Origin of the sequence: Streptomyces sp. NPDC059695, from assembly GCF_042733785.1 — a bacterium.
In the GTDB taxonomy this organism is placed as follows: Bacteria; Actinomycetota; Actinomycetes; order Streptomycetales; family Streptomycetaceae; genus Streptomyces.
In genome coordinates, this window is sequence record NZ_JBHWFF010000012.1 from 178103 (window position 1) to 201197 (window position 23095).

Below are 23095 nucleotides of genomic sequence, written 5' to 3' on the forward strand. Positions count from 1 at the left end.
GGCGCGGCCGCGCGCCCCCCCCCCCCCGCCCCCCCCCCCCCCCCCGCCCCCGCGCGCGCCCGCGCGCGCCCCCCCCCCCGCCCCCCCGCGGGGGCCCCCCTTCCCGTACCGCGCTACAGCTTCTCGACCGGCGCGTACCTCAGCAGCAGCCGCTTCGGCTTCTCGTCGCCGAAGTCGATCGTCGCCTGGGCGTCCGAGCCCCCGCCGGTCACCGACATGACGGTGCCGAGTCCGAACTGGTCGTGCGTGACGCGGTCCCCGACCTGGAGGGAGATCACCGGCTTCTCACCGGCACGCCGGGTCGCGAAGCCGGACGGGCCGGAGCGCGAGCGGGAGGACGACAGCGAGGACGTGATCCCCGAGGTCGGCCCGGCGGGCTTCACCATCGGACCGGTCCGCTTCCACTCCAGGTACGCGGGCGGGATCTCCTCCAGGAAGCGCGAGGCCGGGTTGTACGAGGGCTGGCCCCAGGCGCTGCGCATCGACGAGCGGGTGAGGTAGAGCCGCTCCCGCGCGCGCGTGATGCCGACGTACGCGAGGCGCCGCTCCTCCTCCAGCTCCTTCGCCTGGCCGAGGGCGCGCATGTGCGGGAAGACGCCGTCCTCCATGCCCGTGAGGAACACCACCGGGAATTCGAGGCCCTTGGCGGTGTGCAGGGTCATCAGCGTGATGACGCCCCGGCCCTCCTCGTCCTCGTCGGGGATCTGGTCGGAGTCGGCCACGAGGGCGACCTTCTCCAGGAACTCGGCGAGGGTCGCGGGCTCCTCGCCGCGCTCCTGCTCGAACTCGAGGGCGACGGCCGCGAGTTCCTGGAGGTTCTCGATCCGGGTCTCGTCCTGCGGGTCGGTCGAGGCCTGGAGCTCCGCCAGGTAGCCCGTCCGCTCCAGGACCGCCTCCAGGACGACGGCGGGGCCGGCGCCGGACTCGACGACCGTGCGGAGCTCGTCCATGAGCGCGTTGAACCGCTTCACGGCGTTCGCGGAGCGCGCGGCCATGCCGTACGCCTCGTCGACCCGCTTGAGGGCCTGCGGGAAGGTGATCCTCTCGCGCAGGGAGAGGGCGTCGATCATCGCCTCGGCGCGCTCGCCGATGCCCCGCTTGGGGACGTTGAGGATGCGGCGCAGCGGCACGTTGTCCTCGGGGTTGGCGAGGACGCGGAGGTACGCGAGGACGTCCCGGACCTCCTTGCGCTCGTAGAAGCGCACGCCGCCGACGACCTTGTAGGGCAGTCCGACGCGGATGAAGATCTCTTCGAAGACACGGGACTGCGCGTTGGTCCGGTAGAAGACGGCGACGTCGCCCGCCTTGGCGTCGCCCGCGTCGGTGAGCCGGTCGATCTCGTCGGCGACGAACTGCGCCTCGTCGTGCTCGGTGTCGGCGACGTAGCCGGTGATCTGCGATCCCGCGCCCGCGTTCGTCCACAGGTTCTTGGGACGGCGGGACTCGTTGCGCTCGATGACGGCGTTGGCCGCGGAGAGGATCGTCTGAGTGGAGCGGTAGTTCTGCTCCAGGAGGATCGTCGTCGCGTCCGGGTAGTCCTCCTCGAACTGGAGGATGTTGCGGATGGTCGCGCCGCGGAAGGCGTAGATCGACTGGTCGGCGTCGCCGACGACGCACAGCTCGGCCGGGCCGAGGTCCTCGTAGCCGGTGCCGACCAGCTCCCGCACGAGGGTGTACTGGGCGTGGTTGGTGTCCTGGTACTCGTCGACGAGGACGTGACGGAAGCGGCGGCGGTAGTGCTCGGCGACGTCCGGGAACGCCTGGAGCAGGTGCACCGTCGTCATGATGATGTCGTCGAAGTCCAGGGCGTTGGCCTCGCGCAGCCGCGCCTGGTACATCCGGTACGCCTCGGCGAGCGTCTTCTCGAAGCCGTCGGCGGCCTGGTCGGCGAAGGACTCCTCGTCGATCAGCTCGTTCTTGAGGTTCGAGATCTTGGCGCTGAACGACTTCGGCGGGAACTTCTTCGGGTCGAGGTCCAGGTCGCGGCAGACCAGGGACATCAGCCGCTTCGAGTCGGCGGCGTCGTAGATCGAGAAGGAGGACGTGAAGCCGAGCCGCTTCGACTCGCGGCGCAGGATGCGGACGCACGCGCTGTGGAAGGTCATGACCCACATGGCGTTGGCGCGCGGCCCGACGAGCTGCTCGACGCGCTCCTTCATCTCGCCGGCGGCCTTGTTGGTGAAGGTGATCGCCAGTATCTGGCCGGGGTGCACGTGCCGCGTGCCCAGGAGGTGGGCGATGCGGTGGGTGAGCACCCGGGTCTTGCCGGAGCCGGCGCCGGCGACGATGAGCAGCGGGGTGTCGGTGTGGACGACGGCGGCGCGCTGCTGCTCGTTCAGCCCCTCCAGGAGCGCGGCGGGGTCCACCACCGGACGGGGGTGACCGTCGCGGTAGTGCGTCTCCCGGGCGGGCGGGGGCACGTCGAAGTGCTCCCCGAAGAGGTCGTGCGGGACCTCCTCCGCGGCCGGGGAGCCGTGCTCGTCCTCGGGGTGGGGCGGGGGCTCCTCCGAGGAGTGGTTCTGGAGGCCGGCCAGGAAGCTGTCGTCAAAGAGGCTGCTCATCGCCTCACGAGTCTAGGACGCCCCACCGACATCCGGGTCCGCCTTCGGAAGGGTCTCTGTGGAAGCCCTCACACCCAGAGGGTCGCGATGAAGATGTTCACCATGGTCAGGCCGCCGACCGCGGCGAAGAGGCCCTTGTCGACCTTCTCCTCGTCCCGCTTGACGTAGACCAGGCCGAGGATCACGACGAGGATCGCGAGCTTGATGCCGACCTTGAGGTTGTTCACGGTCTGGTCGTCGGCCTGGTTGAGGCCGACGAGCGCGATGCCCGTGATCAGCATGGTCAGCGCACCGTGCAGCATCGCGGGGCTGAAGCGGGCCGTGCCGGCGCCCATCGCCTTCATCTGGGTGAGGAAGCCGCCGAGGAGGGAGGCGATGCCGATGATGTGCAGGGCGACGAAGACATTGATGAGGACGTCCATGGGGCGGAGCCTAACCGGGGCTCCGGCGCCGCCCTCCGGCCGGGTCTCCTCACTCCAGGACGTCAGACGAAGATCCAGGGCGCCCAGACGAAAGAAATCGATCCGCGACATGCCTTCTGGCGCCAATTACGGTCAACTCCCCATCCGGCCGTGACCCCAGGTTTAGCGTCCTCCACCAGGTGACCGGCTCCCCACCACCGCCGGCGATCCGGCGGCTGTCGGTCACCCCCGCCGAGAAACCCGGCGGCGGTCCGTCTCCCCTGTGCGGGCCGCCGCCGGTCCGGCGGGCACCGTCCCCCCAGGGAAGAGGATGTGACCCGCCCTCGTGGCAGCGCACCGGAAGTCCAAACAGTCCCCCCTCGGTGGCTCGGCGGTCCGTACCGCCGCCACCCTCGCCCTCGCCTCGGCGGCGACGGCGACGCTCTTCGAAGGGTCCGGACACGCGGACCCCCGGCCCACCACCGCCCAGGTCAAGGCGGAGGTCGACCGGCTCTACGAAGAGGCCGAGGTCGCGACGGAGCGGTACAACGGGGCGAAGGAGAAGGCCGACGCGGCGCGCACCGCCTTCGACCGGCTGCGCGACGAGGCGGCCCGCAGGACCCAGCGCCTCAACACCGCCCGGGAGGGACTCGGGGCCATGGCCGCCGCCCAGTACCGCACCGGCGGACTGGACCCGGCCGTGCAGCTCGCCCTCACCTCCGACCCGGACCAGTACCTGGAGCGGGCCGCGCTCGCCGAGAAGGCCGGGGAACGGCAGGCGGCCGCCGTCACGGCCGTACGGCGCGAGCTCGCCGCGATCCGGCAGCTGCGCGGCGAATCCGCGGGGAAGCTGACCGCACTGCGCGGCCACGAGTCGGAGCTGCGGCGGCAGAAGGCGGCGGTGGTCGCCAAGCTGGCGGAGGCCAGGACCCTGCTCGACCGGCTGACGGACGAGGAGCGGGCGCGGTACGAGGCGGCCGCCGCGGCCCGGAACGGCTCCGGCACCTCGACGCGGGCCGACGACCCGAGCGGCACCACCGGCGGCACCGGCGGGGGCTCCGCCGGGGGCTCGGCGACCGTGCGGGCCGACCGCTCCTCGACCGGCGGGCGCGCGCCGGTGACCGCCCCGAACGCCCGGGCCGCCGAAGCGATCTCCTTCGCCCGCGCCCAGCTCGGCAAGCCGTACGTGTGGGGGGCGACGGGCCCCTCCGCGTACGACTGCTCCGGTCTCACCCAGGCGGCCTGGCGCGCGGCCGGCGTCACCCTGCCCCGCACCACGTACACCCAGATCAACGCGGGACAGCGCGTCTCCCGCTCCCAGCTGGCCCCCGGTGACCTGGTCTTCTTCTACTCCGGGATCAGCCACGTCGGGCTCTACATCGGCGGCGGCCAGATGATCCACGCGCCCCGCCCGGGCGCCCCGGTGCGCGTCGCGCCGATCGACGAGATGCCCTTCGCCGGCGCGACCCGGATCGGCTGAGCCGCCGCTCGGGCCTCGGGCCTCGGGCCTCGGGCCTCGGAGATCAGGCCTCGGGGCGTGGACGCCGGGGCTGCTCAGACCAGGCGGCGGGCGGTGGCCCAGCGGGTCAGCTCGTGGCGGTTGGAGAGCTGGAGCTTCCGCAGCACCGCCGAGACGTGCGACTCGACCGTCTTCACCGAGATGTAGAGCTGCTTGGCGATCTCCTTGTACGCGTATCCCCGGGCGATCAGACGCAGCACCTCCCGCTCCCGCTGGGTGAGCCGGTCCAGGTCCTCGTCCACCGGGGGCGCGTCCGTGGAGGCGAAGGCGTCCAGGACGAAGCCGGCGAGGCGCGGCGAGAAGACGGCGTCGCCCTCCTGCACGCGGAAGACGGAGTCGACGAGGTCGGCACCGGTGATCGTCTTGGTGACGTAGCCGCGGGCACCGCCCCGGATCACCCCGATGACGTCCTCGGCCGCGTCCGAGACCGACAGGGCCAGGAAGCGGACCGGATCCTCGTGCGCGCCCATCAGGCTCGCGCAGCGCCGCAGGACCTCGACCCCGCCGCCGCCCGGCAGGTGCACGTCGAGGAGGACGACCTCGGGTCGGGTCGCGGTGATGACCGTGACCGCCTGGTCGACGTCGGCGGCCTCGCCGACCACCTCGACGCCGGTGACCTCGGTCCGGCCGATCTCGGCCTGGACCCCGGTGCGGAACATGCGGTGGTCGTCGACGAGCACCACCCGCACCCGGCGCTCAGTGCCCCCCGTCCCCGCATCGCTTCCGGCCGCCGCTCCGGCCGCCGCTCCGGTCTCGTCGCTCATCCGTCCGCCCTCTCCATCTCGAGCTCCACTTCGGTGCCGCCGCCCTGCGGTGACCGCAGCCGGGCCGTACCGCCGTAGCGCTGCATACGACCGATGATCGATTCTCGTACGCCCATCCGGTCCTCGGGTACCGCGTCCAGGTCGAAGCCCGGACCCCGGTCCCGCACCGAGACGAAGACCGTGCGCCCCTCCACCTCGGCGTACACCTGCACGGCCCCTCCCTCGCCACCGTACTTCGCGGCGTTGACCATCGCCTCGCGCGCGGCCTGCATCTGCGCGGCCAGCTTCTCGTCGAGGGGGCAGTCGCCGACGACGACCACCTCCAGCGGGACCCCGTGCTTGTCCTCGACCTCGGCCGCGGCCCGCTTCACCGCCTCGGCGAGGGTCTCGGGCTCCTCCTCCCTGCCGGTGCCCTCGGGCTTGTAGAGCCAGTTCCGCAGCTCGCGCTCCTGGGCGCGGGCCAGGCGGCGCACCTCGCCGGCCTCGTCGGCGTTGCGCTGGATCAGGGTGAGGGTGTGCAGCACGGAGTCGTGGACGTGGGCCGCGACCTCGGCGCGCTCCTGGGCGCGGATGCGCAGGGTGCGCTCGTCCGTGAGGTCCTGCGACATGCGGACCAGCCAGGGGCCGGCGAGGAGCGCTATGCCCGTGAGGACCGCGACGGCGGCGGTGACGGCCGTGCCGAGCTGGGCGACGGAGCCGCGGACCACCACGAAGACCGCGAGACCGGTGCCGACGAGGCCGACGCCGACGAGACCGCGGACGAGCTGGAACGCGCGTCTGCGGCGCCCGGGGTCGGTCCAGCTGGCGCGCCGGGCGTTGTCCGCCTGGCGCCACACGAGGGCCACGCCGACCGCGATGAGGATCAGCGGCCATATGTAGCGTCCGGTCTCGTTGTCGACGCTGACGTTCCCCACGAGGGCCGCGAGGCCGATGCCGAGCGCGATCAGGGCGACGACCTGGCCCCGGTCGGGCTTGCGGAGTCTTCGGCGCCCGTCCGACGTGGTCTCGAAGAGGGAGCGCGGGGCGGACCGGCCGCCGACGCCGAGCGGGACGACGATCCAGAAGACCGCGTAGAGCACGATGCCCAGGCCGTTCGAGAACGACAGCACCACGAACAGCACGCGCACCCAGACGACCGGCAGGCCGAGGTGGCCCGCGAGGCCTCGCGCGACACCACCGAGCCACCGCCCGTCGGCGCTCCGGTAGAGCCTGCGCAGGGGCGGTTCGTCGGTCTCGGTGACACGAGCGGTTGCGGACATGCACCGATCGTCACACGCCGGGCCCGCCCGGGACATCAGGGTCGGCCCTGAGATCGTCCCTGGTACGGACTCGGGGGCGGTGCCCCCGCGAATATCAGGGTCGGGCCAGGGTCGGCCCCGGTGCCGCCGGGCGTCACCGGACGTCACCATGGAGGCATGACGAGTTCGATGCCTTCGCAGCACGAGGCCCCGCCGACGGCGGAGGCCGATCCCGCCCCGCCGCTCCGGCGCTCGCGCGGGAGCAACGTCGTGGGCGGCGTCTGCGGAGGTCTCGGGCGGCACTTCGATCTCGACCCGGTGATCTTCCGGGTGGTCATCGGTGTGCTGGCCGTGGCGGGCGGCCTGGGGCTGGTGTTCTACGGCTTCGCGTGGCTGCTGATCCCGCTCGCGGGCGAGGAGGAGAGCGAGGGACGTCGGCTGCTGACGGGCCGGGTGTCCGGGGCCTCGCTCGCCGCGCTGCTGATGGCGCTGATCGGCTGCGGGGTGTTCCTCTCGACCCTGCACAGCGGTGAGGTGCTCGGCTTCACCCTGACCCTGTCGCTCGCGGTGTGCGGGGCCGCGGTCTGGTCGCAGCGGCGGAGGGCCGCCGGCGAGACCGACGGCAGACCGGACACGGCCGCCGTGCTCGCGGTCGCCGAGGCGCCGCCCGAGACCAAGGCCCCGCCGATCTACGAGTCCCCCTCCTGGTGGAAGGACCCGATCGTCAAGGACGGTTCGACGGGCAGGCTGGCCATCGGCTACCTGTGGGGCCCGCACGGAATCCTGGACGACGACGGCAAGGTCGACGGTGAGGTGCCCGAGCCGGGCAGCCAGTGGGGTCCCGGCCCTCGGGCGCCCGGGCGGCCGACGCCCTCCGTCCGCCGGAGCCCGTTCTCGATCGGCGGTCCCGTCTTCCTTCTCGCCCTGCTCGCGGGCGGTCTCGGCACGGGCCTGACCTGGGACACCCACCCGCTGGGCACCAGCCTGCAGGTCGGTCTCGCGGCGGCTCTCGCGGTGTTCGGGCTGGGCCTCGTCGTCAGCAGCTTCCTCGGACGGACCGGGTTCGGCACGGTGTTCCTGACCGTGGTCACGGCGGGCCTGCTCGCGCTGTCCTCGGCCCTGCCCGACCGGATCAGCACGGAATGGGTGCGCGAGACGTGGCGGCCGGTGTCCGTCGCCGCCGTGCAGCCGGAGTACGAGCTGGGGACCGGCGTCGGGACGCTCGACCTGTCCGCGATCCCGCTCCCGGCGGGCACGACGGCGGCGACGCACGCCTCGGTGGGCGCCGGGAAGCTCAAGGTGATCGTCCCGAAGAGCGCGGTGGTCAAGCTGCACGCACAGGTGAGCCTGGGCGACCTCCAGCTTCCGGGCGCGCCCGCCGACGACATCGACATCGAGCCGGACCGCGACGTCACCCGGACGCTCGCCCCGCCGGCCGGGACCACCCCGGCGGGCACCCTGGACCTCTCTCTGGAGGTCGGACTCGGACAGGTGGAGGTCACCCGTGCTGCTTCATGAGTTCCGCCCCGGCCGGCTCCTGGTCGGCCTGACCGCCCTCGTCCTGGCCGCCGTGTACGCGGGCGACGCGGCCGGCGCCTGGACCACCCCGTGGTACACGGTGATCCCCGTGCTGAGCGGCGGCCTGGGCGCCGCCGCCCTCACGACCTGGGTCGCCTATCGAATACGGCGCCGTTCGGCGAGGACCCGGTCCAGCGACAGCACCGGGGCCCCGGCCAGCAGCAGCGGCACCCAGGACATCAGATAGGCCAGGTCGTTGCCGAGGTAGTACGGGTGCACCTGCCAGCTCACGGTCAGCCAGAGGCTCAGTGAGATCAGTGCGCCGCCGAGCGCGGCCAGTCGGGCGAAGAGACCGAAGAGGGTCCCGAGCCCGACGGCGAGCTCTCCGAAGGCGATGGCGTATCCGAAACCGGTCGGGTTGTTGAGGGCGACGTCGACGAGGGCGGGGATCGCGGAGCCGTCGCGGACCCCGCGCATCATCTCGCCGATGGAGCCGCTGCCGGTGTCGGCGAAGAAGGCGGGGTCGGTGAGCTTGTCGAGTCCCGCGTAGATGAAGGTGACACCGAGGAAGATCCGCAAGGGGAGGAGGGCGTAGCGGGAGGCGATCGCCTTCCACTGGTCGAAGGTGGGCACGCACTCGACGAAGCGCCGATCGCCGTCGCCACCGTCACCACGACGGGCGCCACCGTCGCCACGGCCGTCGCCACCGTCACCACGGCCGCTGCCGCTGCCGCTGCCACTGCCACTGCCACTGCCACTGCCACTGCCACGACCGGTATCGCCCCCGGCGGCGCCGGCGGTGCCCCGGGCGTCATCGGCGCCGCCCGGGCCGTCGCCCGTGTCGTGCGGTCGGTCCGTCTGTCCCGTCATCGTCGGTCACCTCTCCACACCCCGTACGACTGTTCGCGGAACGATTCTCCTCGCACCTGGCGCCCGGGACACCGGAAGGGCGCGGGACGCTCAGTCCACGACGTCGATCGTGACCCGGTTGGTCTCCACACCGGCCGCCGTGACGACCGACACCTCGACCCGGCCCGGCTCGACGTCCGCAGGAAGAGGGACGGTCAGGGCGGCGTCCGTGGGGTTGGCGAAACCGCCCGGGACCGGGACGAGCGGCACGTGGGCGTGGACGGGGCCGATGCGGACGACCAGCCGGGTCAGCGGGTCGGGGGCGCCGGCTCCGGGCGGGACGAAGCCGCGGCCGCGGATCTCGATGTCGTCGCCCGTGCGGATCGGGGCGTCGAGGTCGCCGGCCTCCCGGGACCGGACCACGGAGTGGATCGTCGGGCGGACGCCCTCGGTGCATTTCGTGGCGAGGTGCCAGGCCGCCGAGACGCCGACGAGCAGCACGAGCGACCAGGGCACCTCGGGGAGCCGGTCCGGGTCGCCGGCCAGGGCGACGGCGGTCAGGGCCAGGACGGAGCCGGAGACGAGGAGGTACTGGACGTCGGCGAGGGCGGCCCGGCCGCTGTCGTCGCAGACCAGGTCGGCGGCGCGCGGGCGGTCGGCGCGCACCTTCTGGACGCGGCCGGCCGCGATCCCCAGGGCGACGACGAGACGGGCGGTGACGGTGACGGAGACGACGAGGGTGAGCACGGTCAGCAGGCCCGCGCCCCGGGCGAGACCGAAGGCGGCCGCGCCCGGGGACCGGAAGGCCAGGAAGAGGAGGGTGAAGCAGAGGAACAGGAGCCAGCCGGCGGCGACGGCGCGGGTGGTGGAGAGCCGGTTGTCCTCGCCGATCAGCGGGGCGAGGAGACCGCCCCGGGCCCGGTGGACGTGGGCGGCGGCGCCGAGCAGCCCGGCGAGGACCAGGGCGGCGCAGAGGCCGGCCGTGCGGGCGCCGGTCCAGCCGCCGCCGACGGCGGTGAGGGCCTGGCCGAGGAGGAGGGCGAGGACGGCGCCCCAGACGGCGCCGAGACCTCCGCGCCGCACCCGGTCGAGCCAGGCGGTCCCGGCCTCCCGGCCGCGCACGGCCACCGCGCGGGCGGACTGGGCGAGCTCGTCGGAGACCCACTGGCGGGCGGCGACCGGCGAGTGGGCGACGGCCGCGGGGACGCCGTGGCCGGCGGCGAGCTCGTCGCGCTTGGCCAGGAACGCGGCGACGGCCCTCCGGTGTCCGGCCTGCCCGCAGTGGGCGCAGCCGGCACAGGCCGTCGCGTGCTCGCCGTACTGTCTCGCCTCTTGAACCGCCACGGTGCTCACTCCCGGAGCTCACTTCACGGCCCGCGTCGATGCGGACCGGAGCGCCCCGAAGGGCCAACCAACCGTTGAATCAACGGAATTGTGCCGTACCGGCGGCTCCCGCGCCTGCCGCGTGCGCCCCGCCGGAGAGTGATTGCCGCGCCATCGCATTGACGTACAGAAGGGTGAAGCGATCGTGTTACGACAGGAGTTCGGGTTCCGCTCGGCTGATCCTGCGCCACAGCGGCTGGTAGTTGATCCAGGCGACGAGGTCGCTGCCGAGCTGTTCCCGGGTGGCGACGGCCTCGCGGTGGTCGATGAGCACCGGCTTGCCGGCGGCTCGCGCCGCGAGCTGGATCCGGGCGCAGCGTTCGAGGGCGATGAACCACCAGGCGGCCGCGTCGACGGAGGTGCCGACGGTGAGCAGCCCGTGGTTGCGGAGCACGATCGCCTTGAACGCGCCGAGGGCGACGGCGATCCGGCGGCCCTCCTCGGCGTCCACGGTGACGCCGGTGTAGGCGTCGTAGAGGGCGTGGTCCTGGTAGAAGGCGCAGGCCTCCTGGGTGATCGGGTCGAGGAGTTCGCCGAGGGAGGCGAGGGCCCGCCCGTACACGGAGTGGGTGTGGACGACGGCCACGGCTTCGGGGCGGGCCCGGTGGACCTGGGCGTGGACGGTGAACGCCGCCTGGTTGACGTGGTGGCCGCCGTGGACGACCTGGCCCTCGCCGTTGACCAGGATCAGGTCGCTCGCGGTCAGTTCCTCGAACGGCACCCCGAAGGGGTTCACCCAGTAGCAGTCGGGGTGCTCGGGGTCGCGGGCGGTGATGTGACCCGAGACGCCCTCCTCGTACCCGAGCCGTCCGAAGAGCCGGAGCGCCCCGGCGAGCCGCTGCTTGCGGTGGGTGCGTTCCTCCTCGGCCGTCGCGTGGACGGGCGGCAGGGCGAAGTGGAGCCGTTCGACGGGGACGGGGTCCGGTATCACGCTCATGCGCCGGAAGGTAACGCCCGGCCGGTCAAGTCACCAGAGTCCGGACGGGAACACGACGAAGCCGTCGCCCCGGAGGTCCGGGACGACGGCTTCACGCGCACGCGGGGAGCGACGGCTCCCACGCGACTACTCCCACTCGATGGTGCCCGGCGGCTTGCTCGTGACGTCGAGGACGACACGGTTGACGTCGGGGACCTCGTTGGTGATGCGGGTCGAGATCTTGGCGAGCACCTCGTACGGCAGGCGCGACCAGTCGGCCGTCATGGCGTCCTCGGAGGAGACGGGGCGCAGCACGATCGGGTGACCGTAGGTGCGGCCGTCGCCCTGGACGCCCACGGAGCGGACGTCGGCGAGCAGGACGACCGGACACTGCCAGATGTCGCGGTCGAGGCCGGCCGCGGTGAGCTCCTCGCGGGCGATGGCGTCGGCCTCGCGCAGCAGGTCCAGGCGCTCCTTGGTGACCTCGCCGACGATGCGGATGCCGAGGCCGGGGCCGGGGAACGGCTGGCGCTGGACGATCTCCTCGGGCAGGCCGAGCTCCTGGCCGACCATGCGGACCTCGTCCTTGAACAGCTGGCGCAGCGGCTCGACGAGCTCGAACTCGATGTCGTCGGGGAGGCCGCCGACGTTGTGGTGGGACTTGATGTTCGCGGTGCCGGTGCCGCCGCCGGACTCGACGATGTCCGGGTACAGCGTGCCCTGGACGAGGAACGCGACCTCGGGGCCGTCCTCCTGGAGGATCTCCAGCTGCGCCTGCTCGAAGACGCGGATGAACTCACGGCCGATGATCTTGCGCTTGGTCTCCGGGTCGGAGACGCCGGCGAGCGCGTCGAGGAAGCGCTCCTGCGCGTCGACGACGACCAGGTTGGCGCCGGTGGCGGCCACGAAGTCCTTCTCGACCTGCTCGGTCTCGTTCTTGCGCATCAGACCGTGGTCGACGTACACGCAGGTGAGCTGCGAGCCGATGGCCTTCTGCACGAGAGCGGCGGCCACGGCGGAGTCGACGCCGCCGGAGAGACCGCAGATGGCGCGCTTGTCGCCGACCTGGGCGCGGATGGCCGCGACCTGCTCCTCGATCACGTTGCCCGTGGTCCAGCTCGGCGCGATGCCGGCGCCGCGGTACAGGAAGTGCTCCAGGATCTGCTGGCCGTGCGTGGAGTGCAGCACCTCGGGGTGGTACTGGACGCCGTACAGCTTCTTCTCGTCGTTCTCGAAGGCGGCGACCGGCACGACGTCCGTGGAGGCGGTGACGGTGAAGCCCTCGGGGGCGGCGGAGCAGGCGTCGCCGTGCGACATCCACACGGACTGCTCGACCGGAGTGCCCTCGAAGAGGGTGGAGCCGGCCTTGGAGACGTGCAGCGGGGTCCGGCCGTACTCGCGGGCGCCGTTGTCGTCGACGGTGCCGCCGAGGGTCTGGGCCATCAGCTGGAAGCCGTAGCACATGCCGAAGACGGGGACGCCCGCCTCGAACAGCGCGCGGTCGAGGCGCGGGGCGCCCTCGGCGTACACGGACGACGGGCCGCCGGAGAGGATGATCGCCTTCGGGTTCTTGGCCAGCATCTCGGCCACCGGCATGGTGGACGGGACGATCTCGCTGTAGACCCGCGCCTCACGGACGCGACGGGCGATGAGCTGGGCGTACTGGGCGCCGAAGTCGACAACGAGGACTACGTCCGGGTTGGAGACGTCGGGCGCGGCAGCGGGAGTCGCTGATGACACTACGGCGGCCTTCCGGCGGTAGGAGAGGTTCCCTGGGGTTCCCCCGAAGGGGGGGCTATTTGTCGATTCTACCGGCGCGCCGGTGTCGCTTTTCGTCTCACCATCCGAACCCGGGTTGTCCCCGGCTTCGGGAAGGGGTCCATACTGGGGCCATGCGCGAGCTCACGACCTTCCTGTTTACCTATGGCAACCGGCCCACCGGCTGCCATGGTCGTGCTGCTTGAGCAACTGACAAGCGACTTCCCAGGCGCCCCGGGCCGACAAGGCCCGGGGCGTTCTGCATTCCCTCCGGGCGATGTCGCTCCGGGGTCTCCGACACCACGAGGAGCCCCAGCATGACGACGCACACCGCCACCACGGAGAAGACCGGCGCCCGCACCGACGAGGCGGCGAGCCTGATCGGCGACGCCCGTGAGCGGATCGACTCGCTCGACGACCGGATCATCGGCCTGATCCAGGAACGGATGGCCGTCTCGGCCGTGATCCAGGAGGCCCGGATCACCTCGGGCGGCCGCCGGGTGAACCTGGCCCGCGAGATGGAGGTCCTCGGCCACTACAGGGACGCGCTGGGCAAGCCGGGGACGGCGCTCGCGATGACGATGCTGGAGCTGTGCCGGGGCCGCATCTGAGCGACGCCTCGGATGCGGAGCGACGCGGGGGCCGTATCCCGAGCGAGGCGGCCGATACAGAGCGACACCGGGCCGTATCCGGGCGACGCCTCGGATGCGGAGCGACGCGGCCGAGTGGGTTCCCGCACCCGAGTTCGGGGCCGCTCTCACCCGTACGGCGCGTGACCGGCTCCGGCCGGGCTTCGTTGGTCCGGTTGTCCGTGCCAGCCAGGGGCGGGCCCGAAGAAACCACGCGTGGCTTCGCTGGGGCGTGTGGCGTACCTCTCCGGTACGTCGTGGGACCTCGCACCAGCGCGTGTGACCGGACAGCAGGGGACAGCAGCCCGGTCACCCAGAAAGGGCGGTCGGTCCCGGGGACGCCCGGGGCCGGCCGCAACCGGCCGATCTCCCGCTCCCCCGCTCCTCCCCCGTCCCGGCGATCCCCCGATCCCCCTCCCCTGCGGCGCAACCCCCCGGCGCCGCCCCGCTCGGCACCGCCGCTGCCCTGACACCGGTGCCGGCCAGAAGGGCCCCGCGCCGCGACCGGAATCGCGAGCGCGGGGCCCTTTTCACAGCCCTCCCCACGACGTGACGCGCGTCACACGAAGATCCTGCGCAACCGCTACAACCAATCGCGGCGGCGGCGGGTCATCTATGCAGCACCACAAAAGCTGGAAGGGCGCTGCACTCGGAGGGGGGTGCAGCGCCCTTTCGCACGCAGGGCGTCAGTCCTGCTTCGGCGGGACCGCCGGCATCCCGAGGAACGGCAGCCGCAGGGCGCCGAAGGCCTCGGAGGGGACCGCGGGGGACTTCGGCTCGACGGCCGAGAGCCGTACGTACGCCTCCCCCTGCCGCGGGCGCTGGTCCTCCTCGCCCTTGTTCGGCCAGAAGGACATGGCACGCTCCGCCTGCGCGGTGATCGTCAGGGACGGGTTGACGCCGAGGTTGGCGGAGACGGCCGCGCCGTCGACGACGGAGATCCCGGGGTGGCCGAAGAGCCGGTGGTACGGGTCGATGACGCCCGTTCCGGCGTCCGCGCCGATGGGGCAGCCGCCGAGGAAGTGGGCGGTGAGCGGGGTGCCCATGAGCTCGCCGATGTTGGAGCCGGCGAAGCCGTTGATCTCCTCGGCCATCAGGCGCGCGGCCCGGGTCGCGGCCTCGATCTGCGTGGGGTTGGGCGCGCCGTGCCCCTGGCGGGCGGTGAGCAGGCCCTTCCCGAGCCCGCCGGGCTTGCGGTAGGTGGTCAGCGAGTTGTCGAGGGACTGCATGACCAGGCCGATGATGGTCCGCTCCGACCAGCGGCGGTTGGACAGCGAGCGGACGGCGAGGGCGGGGTGCTTGACCAGTTCGAGGAGCCAGTTGCGGACCCGGTGCGCGCCGTAGGGCACCTGGAGGACGGTCATGCCGCCCATGGAGTTGGAGCCCTTGCCGTAGCGGACCGGCTCGATGTGGGTGTTGTCGTCCGGGTGGATCGACGAGGTGATGGCGACGCCCCTGGTGAAGTCGGCCCGGTCCTTGCCGTGCCGCTTGCGGTAGCGGCGGTCGGTGGTCTGCGAGCCGACCAGCGCCTCGGAGTTCGTACGGGTCAGCTCGCCGAGCCGGCCGGAGATGCGGGGCAGCAGCCCGGTGTCCTTCATCCGGTGGAGCAGGGTCTGCGTGCCGTACGTGCCGGCGGCGATCACCACCCGCGGGGCGGTGAAGGTGCGGCCCGCGCCCTTCTTCCTGTTGTCGGTCGGCAGTGTCCTGACCGCGTAGCCGCCGCGCGAGTCCTCGGTGACGGCGACGACCGAGGTCATCGGGTGGACGACGGCGCCCGCCTTCTCGGCGAGGTGGAGGTAGTTCTCGTTGAGGGTGTTCTTGGCTCCGTGCCGGCAGCCGGTCATGCACTCGCCGCACTCGGTGCAGGCCTTGCGGGAGGGGCCGGCCCCGCCGAAGAACGGGTCGGGCACCTCGCCGCCCGGCTTCGCCTTCGCGGTCCCGTCGCCGTCCCGGCCGTCCCCGAAGAAGACGCCGACCGGGGCCATGTGGAAGGTGTCGCCGATCCCCATCGCCTGGGCGGTGGCCTTCAGGTGCACGTCGGAGGGCGTCATCGTCGGGTTGAGGCGCACGCCCAGCATCCGCTTGGCCTGGTCGTAGTACGGGCTCAGCTCCGCGCGCCAGTCCGTGATGTCCTTCCACTGCGGGTCGTCGAAGAACGGGGCCAGCGGCTCGTAGAGGGTGTTGGCGTAGTTGAGGGAGCCGCCGCCCACGCCGGCGCCCGCGAGCACCATGACGTTGCCGAGCAGGTGGATCCGCTGGATGCCGTACAGGCCGAGGGCGGGGGCCCACAGGAAGTTCTTCAGGTCCCAGGAGTTCTTCGGCAGGGTCGCGCGGGTGAAGCGGCGTCCGGCCTCCAGGACGCCGACCCGGTAGCCCTTCTCGGTGAGGCGGAGGGCGGTGACCGAACCGCCGAAGCCGGAGCCGACGACGAGGACGTCGTAGTCGTACGCACTGTCCTCGCCCTGATTCTGGGCAGGGGGTACCGCGGTCATGGCTCTCCTCGTACGGAACGGTGTGAAAATCGTACGGAACGGGACGAAAAGGGAAGGGCGCCGGGGAGGGGCGTCAGCGCAGGCGCAGGGCCTTCATCGCCTTCAGGGACACGCTCATGAACGCGGCGTACTTCTCGTCGTCCATCCCGAAGGAGGGCGCGAGCGGGATCAGCCGCTGCTGGGCGACGGTCTGCGCCTCGGTGTACTTGAGGATGCCCTCGGAGCCGTGGCGGCGGCCGAGCCCGGAGTCCTTCATGCCGCCCATCGGGGACTGCACGCTGCCGTACGCGGGCGCGTACCCCTCGTTGATGTTGACGGTGCCGGTGCGCAGCCGGGCCGCGACGGCGTGGCCGCGGCGCGAGTCCTTCGTCCAGACGGAGGAGTTGAGGCCGTACGGGGTGGCGTTGGCGGCCTCGACGACCTCGTCCTCGTCCGTGAAGCGGTAGACGGAGACGACGGGTCCGAAGGTCTCCTCGGAGCAGACGGCCATCGGGGCCTCGACGCCGTCGAGGATGGTCGGCTCGAAGAAGAGCGGGCCGATGTCGGGGCGGGCGACGCCGCCGGCGACGAGCCTGGCGCCCTTGGCGACGGCCTCCTCGACGTGCTGGGTGACGGTCTCCAGCTGCCGCTCGCCGACGAGGGAGCCCATGTCCGCCCCGTACGCGAGGGAGCTGCCGAGCCGCATGGCCCGGGTGCGGGCGGCGAAGCGCTCCAGGAAGGCGTCGGCGATCGACTCGTGCACGTACAGCCGCTCGATGGAGATGCAGAGCTGTCCCGCGGAGGAGAAGCAGGCGCGGACGGCTCCGGCGGCGGCCTTCTCGACGTCGGCGTCCTTCAGGACGAGCATCGCGTTCTTGCCGCCCAGTTCGAGGGAGACGCCGACGAGCCGGGCGGCGGCGCCCCGGGCGACCTCGCGGCCGGTGCGGGTGGAGCCGGTGAAGGAGACGTAGTCGGCGTGGGCGACGACCTCGGGGCCGACGACGGGGCCCTCGCCGAGGACGACCTGGAAGACCTCGGCCGGAAGGCCGGCCTCGATGAGCAGGTCACGGGCCCAGAGCGCGGTGAGCGCGGTCTCCGTGTCGGGCTTCATGACGACGGCGTTGCCCGAGACGAAGGCGGGGAGCGCGTCGCCGACGGAGAGCTCCAGGGGGTAGTTCCAGGGGGCGATCTGGCCGACGACGCCGCGCGGCTGGCGCAGCTCGGTGACCTTGGTGAGGGTCGGCACGACGCCGGTGTGCCGCTTGGCGCGCAGGTACGAGGCGGCCTTGCGGCCGTAGTGGCGGGCGGCGACGGCGACCGCCTGCACCTCTTCGTGGGCGTGCAGGCGGGCCTTGCCCGTCTCCAGCTGGATGAGGTCGAGGACCTCGGCCTGCCGCTGGAGGACGAGGTCGTGGAAGCGCAGGAGGACGGCGGCGCGGGCCCGGACGGGGGTGGCGGCCCAGGCGGCCTGGGCGGCACGCGCGCGCGTGAAGGCCTCGGCGACGTCCTCGGGGGTGGCCTCGGGCAGGTCCGCCAGCTTCTCCCCGGTGAAGGGGGTGTGGTTGGCGGTCCGGCCGGAACCGGCGACGCCGCGCGTGAGCCGGGCGACCAGCGCGGGCGTCACGACGTCGGCGGCGGTCCGCCCGCCCGCGGGCGCGGGCGCGACCGGGTTGGTCGCGCCGGCGGGGGCGGCCGGGCGGGCCTCCTCGGCGGCGGTGTCGGCGGGAACCGTGGGGGCGGCGGGGGCCTGCGAGTCCGTCATGAGCCCGAGCGTAGGCCGCGTTCCGACCTTTGGGTACCCGTCGGTAACGCGTTTTCACCCTCGACACACACCACGCCAGCGATCACTGGCACATAAGGCCTGATCAGGGGCTTACGGCTGCCGGGGGCCGAGCGCGGAGATTTCCCGCCCCTCAGTCGCCCGGCGCGCGCCAGTGCTGGAGGACGATGTCGAACTGCTCCCGCGTCTTCTCCCAGCTGGACTCCGGCGAGGACATGTAGATCGCGTACTCGGTGCCGTCGTCCTCGTAGTACATCTGGTCGATCGCGTGCCGGGGACCCGGGAAGTCCTTCCGCTCGGTCCAGGTGAACTCCCACAGGACGGAGCGGACCTGGTCGCGGTAGGTGACCTGGCCGAGCTTGACCCGGTTGTAGTCCATCCGCTTCTGCAGGACGCGCTCCAGGTCGATGGCGTGCAGGTACGGGTTCTCGAAGTCGGGGCTCCTGTCGATGCTGATCCGGATGCGGTGCTCGCCGTTGTCCGGGGTGTAGTCGACCTGGTCGCCCTCGGTCTGGCGCTTCCAGCCGTCCGGTACGAGGAGGCTGAAGCCCTTCGGGTCCTCGACGCGGTGCCAGCCGTCCGGGATGCCGTCCCCGGCGCCCTGGGAGGCCGGGGAGGACGCGGGCGTGGTCCGGCCGCCGTCGCCGCGGGCGTCGCGGTCGCCGCCCGCGTAGTTCATGGCGGCGAAGACGGCGCCGCCGGCGACGACCCCGGCGAGCAGCGCCGCGAGGACGGCGGAGCGCCAGCGGCCGCGGCCCGAGGGGGGCGGGGAGGCGGGAACGAGGGTGGGGTGCGGTCCGGGGGGCTGGTGGGGTCCGTGGGACGGCTGGGCCGACTGGGGCCACTGCGCGGTCGCCTTGACCGGCTCGCCCGCGAGGCTCTCGGTACCCGTGCCCGTACCGTCCGCCGTGTGCGCCGCCGCAGCCGAGTCCAGCTCCTCCCTGGCCACGCGCTGGGTCGGCACGTACGCCTGGGCTGCCGTCGGCGCGCGCCCCTCCATCGCGTCGAGCAGCATCCGCTCGGCCTCGTCCGCGCGCGGCCGCTGCCCCGGATCCTTGCGCAGCAGGGCCACGATGACGGAGGCCAGCGGACCCGCCTTCTCCGGGTGCGGCGGCTCCTCGGTCACCACGGCCTGCATGGTGCTGATCGGGGAGGTGCGGCGGAACGGCGACGTGCCCTCCACCGCCGTGTACAGCGTGGCGCCGAGGGACCAGAGGTCGGAGGCGGGTCCGGGGTCGCCGCCCTGTACCCGCTCGGGCGCCAGGTAGTCGATGGAGCCGACGATCTCACCGGTACGGGTGATCGTCGAGTCCCCCTCGATCGCCGCGATGCCGAAGTCGGTGATGAGGACGCGCCCGTCGCGCGCGAGCAGCACGTTGCCCGGCTTGACGTCCCGGTGCAGCACCCCGGCCGCGTGCGCGGCGCGCAGTGCGCCGACGACGTGCAGACCGATCCTGGCCGCCTCACGGGGCTCGATCGTTCCGGCCGCCTTGGCGGCGTCGGCGAGCGAGGGCCCGTCGACGTACTGCATGACGATCCAGGGCCGGTTGTCGTGCTCCAGGACGTCGTGGACGGTGACCACGCCCGGGTGCGTGATCCGCGCCGCGGCCCGCGCCTCCTTCTGGGTGCGGGCGTGCAGAACGAGCCGGTCGGCCTCGGCCACGAAGCGGCCCGCCGTCAACTCCTTCACCGCCACCACGCGGTGAAGCACCTCGTCGTGCGCGCGCCAGACCTTGCCCATGCCGCCGCGTCCGATGGACTCGCCCAGCCGGTAGCGACCGGCGAGCAGCAGCCCGGCACCTGTGCTCTGAGAATGTTCCACTTGCCCCCGCCCGTTCCTTCTGATGCAAGGTTACGGAGGGGGGGACGGGCGGCGGAACCTCGGGGCGGTCATAGGAACAGCACTGTGACCGGGGGCCGGTGGGACATTCCTATCAACGTCCCGGCCGGAAACCCTTCGCGGCCTGCTCGTAGATCTCCGACACCTTGTCGCGCTCGCTCTCCGGTCCGATGACCTGGACCACGTGGTACCGACCGCCGTCGATCAGGGCGAGGTTCCGCACGAACACGATGCGGCCCGTGCTGTCCGGCCAGGTGTAGGACCCCTCGGCCGTCGGCGTCCGGCCGATGTCCACCCGGCGTGTCTTCTCCACCTGCGACCAGCTGGACGACCGGTACGGCTCCAGCTCGCGCTCCTTGACGTTCTGGTACTCCAGCGGGTCCGAGCCGTTCTCCCGGACGCCGTCCCGGCCGGGGACGACGATCAGCGTGAAGTCGCCGTTCGTGTAGCGGACTTGTCCCGCGTCGTTGATCGGGCTGCGCCGCCACCCCTTCGCGACCCCGATCCGGAAGCCCTCCGGGTCCTGACGCAGCTCGTACCCGGCGGCGAGCGCGGGAGCCGAAGGGTCCGCCGGGGGCGGGGTGGTGGCCGGCTTCGTGGTGGGATCGGCGGACGGCTCCGCGGTCGCCGACGGGCCGCTCGTGGACGGGGAGGTGCCGGGGGCCGAGGACGCCGGACCGGCCGTGGGCGTGACCCGCGCGGCGGGCTGCTCGCCCTCGCCGGGCAGGAACAGGACGGCGTACGCGACGGCTCCCCCGAGCAGCAGGAGGACGAGGACCAGGAGCGTGCGGCCCAGGGAACGCGGAGAACCCGGGGAGCGCGGTGTCCGGGCGGACTTCGGGCGCGCGGAGGGCCGGGCGGTCCGCGGGGCGCGCTGCGGGATCTCCTCGTCGTACTCCCCGCGGAATCCGAACCCGTCCCGGAACTCCTCCCGGAACTCCTCACGGTGATCCGGCTCCACGGGCGCGTGGCCGTACTCGACGTCGTGCTCGCGGTCGTGCTCGGGCGCCTGCTCGAAGCCCCGCGCGCCCTCGTGCCCGACGCCGGGGCGCGAGGCCCTGCCGCGCTTGTGACGGCCCGCGCCCGCCCTCCCGCGCCACCGGCGCACCAGCTCGCCGCGCCGGCGCACGATCGGGAGCCGCGCCTCGTCGAAGGAGGGCAGCGGTACGACTCCGAGCCCGGCCTCCGGCTCCGGCGCGGACCGCACCAGGGAGCGCAGCCAGCCGCGCAGCTCCTCGAAGTCGGGCCGCTCGGTCGGGTCCTGACGCAGCAGGGACTCCACGACGGGGCGCAGCGGCCCGCACTCCTCGGCGAAGGCCGGCGGCTCGGCGCAGACCAGTTGGACGAGCTCGGCCGCGCTGTCCTCGGGGTACGGAGCGTGCCCCTGGACGGCCCGGTAGAGGAGCGCGCCGAGCGCCCACAGGTCGGTGGCGGGGCCGATGGGCGGGGCGAGCCGCCAGTTCTCGTGGACCGGGCCCGCCTGCTCCGGCGCCCAGCGCTCGGTCACGGCACCGACGACCGCGATCCGGGTCTGCCGGGCCCGTTCGGCGGCGAGCCGCGTGGTCGGCCCACGGTGCGCCTGGGCCGGGATCGCGACGGGCGCGTCGTCTCGTGGACCGGCGGGGACCGGGAGGCGCGCCGGGTTCGGGTTCGCCGCGGTGTACCCCGCGGGCAGGGCCGGGCGGCCCGAGCCGGGAAGGACGGGGCTGCCGCCGGCCGGGATCGGCCCGGTGCCGTCGCGCGCCGCGTGCGGGCCGTCGCTCCAGCTGCCGGCCAGCATCACGCGCGGCGGCGGTCCGGCCCCCGGTCCGGCGCCGTACGGTTCGTCGCCGTCGTCCTCGTCGTCCTCGTCGTCCGCCACCCGGGCCCACCACTGCGGCTCGGGCGCGCCGGACGCCTGCGCGGTCGGCGGCGGGGGCGGGGGCGACGACGGCTCGGGGGTCTCGGGCGGTGCGGGGCGCTGAACGGGAAGCGCCCCGGTCTCGCCGAGCCGGGCGGCGGCCCGCGCACCGGCCCGGTACGCGGCGATGGCACCCGCCCGGGCGGCCCGCACGTCGGCGGTAGGCGGCGTGGCCACGAGCTGCGTCTCGGCGGCGGCGGGCTCGGCCCGACCGTAGGGGTCGGAGCCGTAGGCGTCGGGGGACCCGTGGGGCCGGGGACCGGTGTCGCCCGGGCCCGGGTCCTCCGACCGGTCGGGCTCGGCCCGGTCCGGCTCCCCGCCGGGCCCCTCGTCCCCCTCGGCCCCGTCCCCGACCTCGTACGCCTCCGGGGCGTACTCCTCCGGGACGTACTCCTCGGGGCCGTACTGCTCGGGGACGTACGCCCGGGAGCCGGAGGCCGGGGCGGGCTCGGCCGCGTACGGCTCCAGTTCGTAGGCCCCGGGCACGGCCGCACGCGGTTCGAGCTCGTACGCCTCGGGCTGGTACGGCTCGGGGTCGTACGGCTCCGCCCGGTACGTCTCGGGCTGGTACGTCTCGGTCCGGTACTGCTCGGTCCGGTACTGCTCCGGCTCGTACGCCTCCGGCTGGTACGGCTCGGGGTCGTACGCGTCCGGCTCGTACGGCTCCGTCCGGTACGGCTCCGGCTCGGGGTCGTCCCCTCGCGGGCCGTGCTCCTCCGTCTCGTACTCCCCCTGGCCGTACCCCTCCGGCGCGGGGTCGTCCCCTTCCAGGTCGTCCCCTCCGGCCGCCGGGGGCGGTGCGAACGCGTCGGTCTGGTCCGGGACCGGTGCGTAGCCGCAGAGGGCCTCCTCGGCGGCACCCACCGCGAGGCCGCTGAGGACCACGCGGCCGTCGTCGCAGACGAGCACCGTCCGGGAGGTGATGTTCCGGTGGACCCAGCCGTGGGCGTGGAGGGCGCGCAGGGCGGTGAGGACGTCGGCGCCTATCTCGGCCGCGCGGTACGGGTTGAGGGGCCGCTCGGCGAGGAGCGCGGCCAGCGGCCGGGCCGCCACGCGTTCGCTCACTATCCACAGCGAGCCGGCCTCCGCGAAGACGTCGAAGACCTGGTCGAGGAGGGGGTGGTCGGGGATCTGCGCGGCGGCCTGGGCCGCCTCTATCGCGCGGCGCACCACGGGCTCGGCCGGACGGCGGGTGGCCTGGCCCGCACCGCCGTGGGCTCCGCCGGGACCGTCCCGCCCGTCGAGGACCTCGGCGTCGACGAACTCCGGCAGCGGCACCTGGCGGACCAGGACCTCCTGCCCGCTGTACGTGTCGAAGGCGCGCGTCTCGACCGGTTCGTACGCGTCGGCGTCCGCCGGCGGCAGCGGCAGGCGGTAGCGGTCGGCGAGCACCCTTCCCGCGCAGTCGTCCACGACGCCTCCCCACGCGCGCACGCTGTCCCCGTGGACCCGCGGATCCCCCCGGGATCGGGCGGGATCACGCGAGTCCGTCAGTTCCGGTCCGGTACCGCGCAGTTGACGGCTCTGTCCGGCTGCTTTCGGTCCTCGGGGCTCACGATACGTGGCAC

At 73.2% G+C, this 23095-nt stretch carries 16 protein-coding genes; 4 read left to right on the top strand and 12 right to left on the bottom strand.

What is annotated here, in order from left to right:
* Positions 1-113: 113 nt before the first annotated feature.
* Entirely contained in the window at positions 114-2561 is a 2448-nt protein-coding gene (gene pcrA, locus ACFV2S_RS17520) for a DNA helicase PcrA (protein WP_385559359.1), read from the bottom strand.
* Between the two features lie 68 nt (positions 2562-2629).
* Positions 2630-2983: a hypothetical protein gene (locus ACFV2S_RS17525; protein WP_385559362.1), complete on the bottom strand. Its 354-nt coding sequence runs from the start codon at positions 2981-2983 to the stop codon at positions 2630-2632.
* 325 nt (positions 2984-3308) lie between these two features.
* Between ACFV2S_RS17525 and ACFV2S_RS17530 the strand changes: the two genes are divergently transcribed.
* Positions 3309-4442, top strand: a complete 1134-nt coding sequence (locus tag ACFV2S_RS17530) for an NlpC/P60 family protein (protein WP_385559365.1) — start codon at positions 3309-3311, stop codon at positions 4440-4442.
* Between the two features lie 74 nt (positions 4443-4516).
* Here the strand turns inward: ACFV2S_RS17530 and ACFV2S_RS17535 are convergent, their stop codons facing one another.
* The gene (locus ACFV2S_RS17535) at positions 4517-5245 is read right to left on the bottom strand and encodes a LuxR C-terminal-related transcriptional regulator (RefSeq protein ID WP_385559368.1); all 729 of its coding nucleotides are present in this window, start codon (positions 5243-5245) and stop codon (positions 4517-4519) included.
* Complete coding sequence (locus ACFV2S_RS17540) at positions 5242-6504, bottom strand: PspC domain-containing protein (RefSeq protein WP_385559371.1); 1263 nt, start codon at positions 6502-6504, stop codon at positions 5242-5244. Before ACFV2S_RS17540 ends, ACFV2S_RS17535 begins: the two co-directional genes overlap by 4 nt.
* 156 nt (positions 6505-6660) lie before the next feature.
* Here ACFV2S_RS17540 and ACFV2S_RS17545 point away from each other — a divergent pair, with 156 nt between their 5' ends.
* On the top strand, positions 6661-8001 hold the full coding sequence (locus ACFV2S_RS17545; RefSeq protein WP_385559374.1) for a PspC domain-containing protein: 1341 nt from the start codon (positions 6661-6663) through the stop codon (positions 7999-8001).
* On the top strand, positions 7988-8248 hold the full coding sequence (locus ACFV2S_RS17550) for a hypothetical protein (protein WP_385559378.1): 261 nt from the start codon (positions 7988-7990) through the stop codon (positions 8246-8248). Before ACFV2S_RS17545 ends, ACFV2S_RS17550 begins: the two co-directional genes overlap by 14 nt.
* Here the strand turns inward: ACFV2S_RS17550 and ACFV2S_RS17555 are convergent.
* From ACFV2S_RS17555 to guaA, 4 genes are all read right to left on the bottom strand, one after another.
* Entirely contained in the window at positions 8158-8634 is a 477-nt protein-coding gene (locus ACFV2S_RS17555) for a DoxX family protein (protein WP_383785771.1), read from the bottom strand. The genes ACFV2S_RS17550 and ACFV2S_RS17555 overlap by 91 nt on opposite strands.
* Positions 8635-8961: 327 nt before the next feature.
* On the bottom strand, positions 8962-10194 hold the full coding sequence (locus ACFV2S_RS17560; protein WP_385559381.1) for a hypothetical protein: 1233 nt from the start codon (positions 10192-10194) through the stop codon (positions 8962-8964).
* Positions 10195-10381: 187 nt separating this feature from the next.
* Positions 10382-11170 carry a class II aldolase/adducin family protein gene (locus ACFV2S_RS17565; RefSeq protein ID WP_385559384.1) on the bottom strand — a complete coding sequence of 263 codons (789 nt, stop codon included), beginning with the start codon at positions 11168-11170 and terminating at the stop codon, positions 10382-10384.
* Positions 11171-11296: 126 nt separating this feature from the next.
* Positions 11297-12889 carry a glutamine-hydrolyzing GMP synthase gene (gene guaA / locus ACFV2S_RS17570; protein WP_385559387.1) on the bottom strand — a complete coding sequence of 531 codons (1593 nt, stop codon included), beginning with the start codon at positions 12887-12889 and terminating at the stop codon, positions 11297-11299.
* Positions 12890-13224: 335 nt separating this feature from the next.
* Between guaA and ACFV2S_RS17575 the strand changes: the two genes are divergently transcribed.
* On the top strand, positions 13225-13518 hold the full coding sequence (locus ACFV2S_RS17575; protein WP_383802125.1) for a chorismate mutase: 294 nt from the start codon (positions 13225-13227) through the stop codon (positions 13516-13518).
* Positions 13519-14222: 704 nt separating this feature from the next.
* Here ACFV2S_RS17575 and ACFV2S_RS17580 read toward each other — a convergent pair.
* From ACFV2S_RS17580 to ACFV2S_RS17595, 4 genes are all read right to left on the bottom strand, one after another.
* The gene (locus ACFV2S_RS17580) at positions 14223-16028 is read right to left on the bottom strand and encodes a GMC oxidoreductase (protein ID WP_385559391.1); all 1806 of its coding nucleotides are present in this window, start codon (positions 16026-16028) and stop codon (positions 14223-14225) included.
* Positions 16029-16101: 73 nt separating this feature from the next.
* Entirely contained in the window at positions 16102-17769 is a 1668-nt protein-coding gene (locus tag ACFV2S_RS17585) for a succinic semialdehyde dehydrogenase (RefSeq protein ID WP_385559393.1), read from the bottom strand.
* Positions 17770-17920: 151 nt separating this feature from the next.
* A complete protein-coding gene (locus ACFV2S_RS17590; protein ID WP_385559396.1) occupies positions 17921-19609 on the bottom strand; it encodes a protein kinase in 1689 nt (562 codons plus the stop codon).
* Between the two features lie 112 nt (positions 19610-19721).
* The gene (locus ACFV2S_RS17595) at positions 19722-22940 is read right to left on the bottom strand and encodes a protein kinase (protein ID WP_385559399.1); all 3219 of its coding nucleotides are present in this window, start codon (positions 22938-22940) and stop codon (positions 19722-19724) included.
* Positions 22941-23095: the final 155 nt, after the last annotated feature.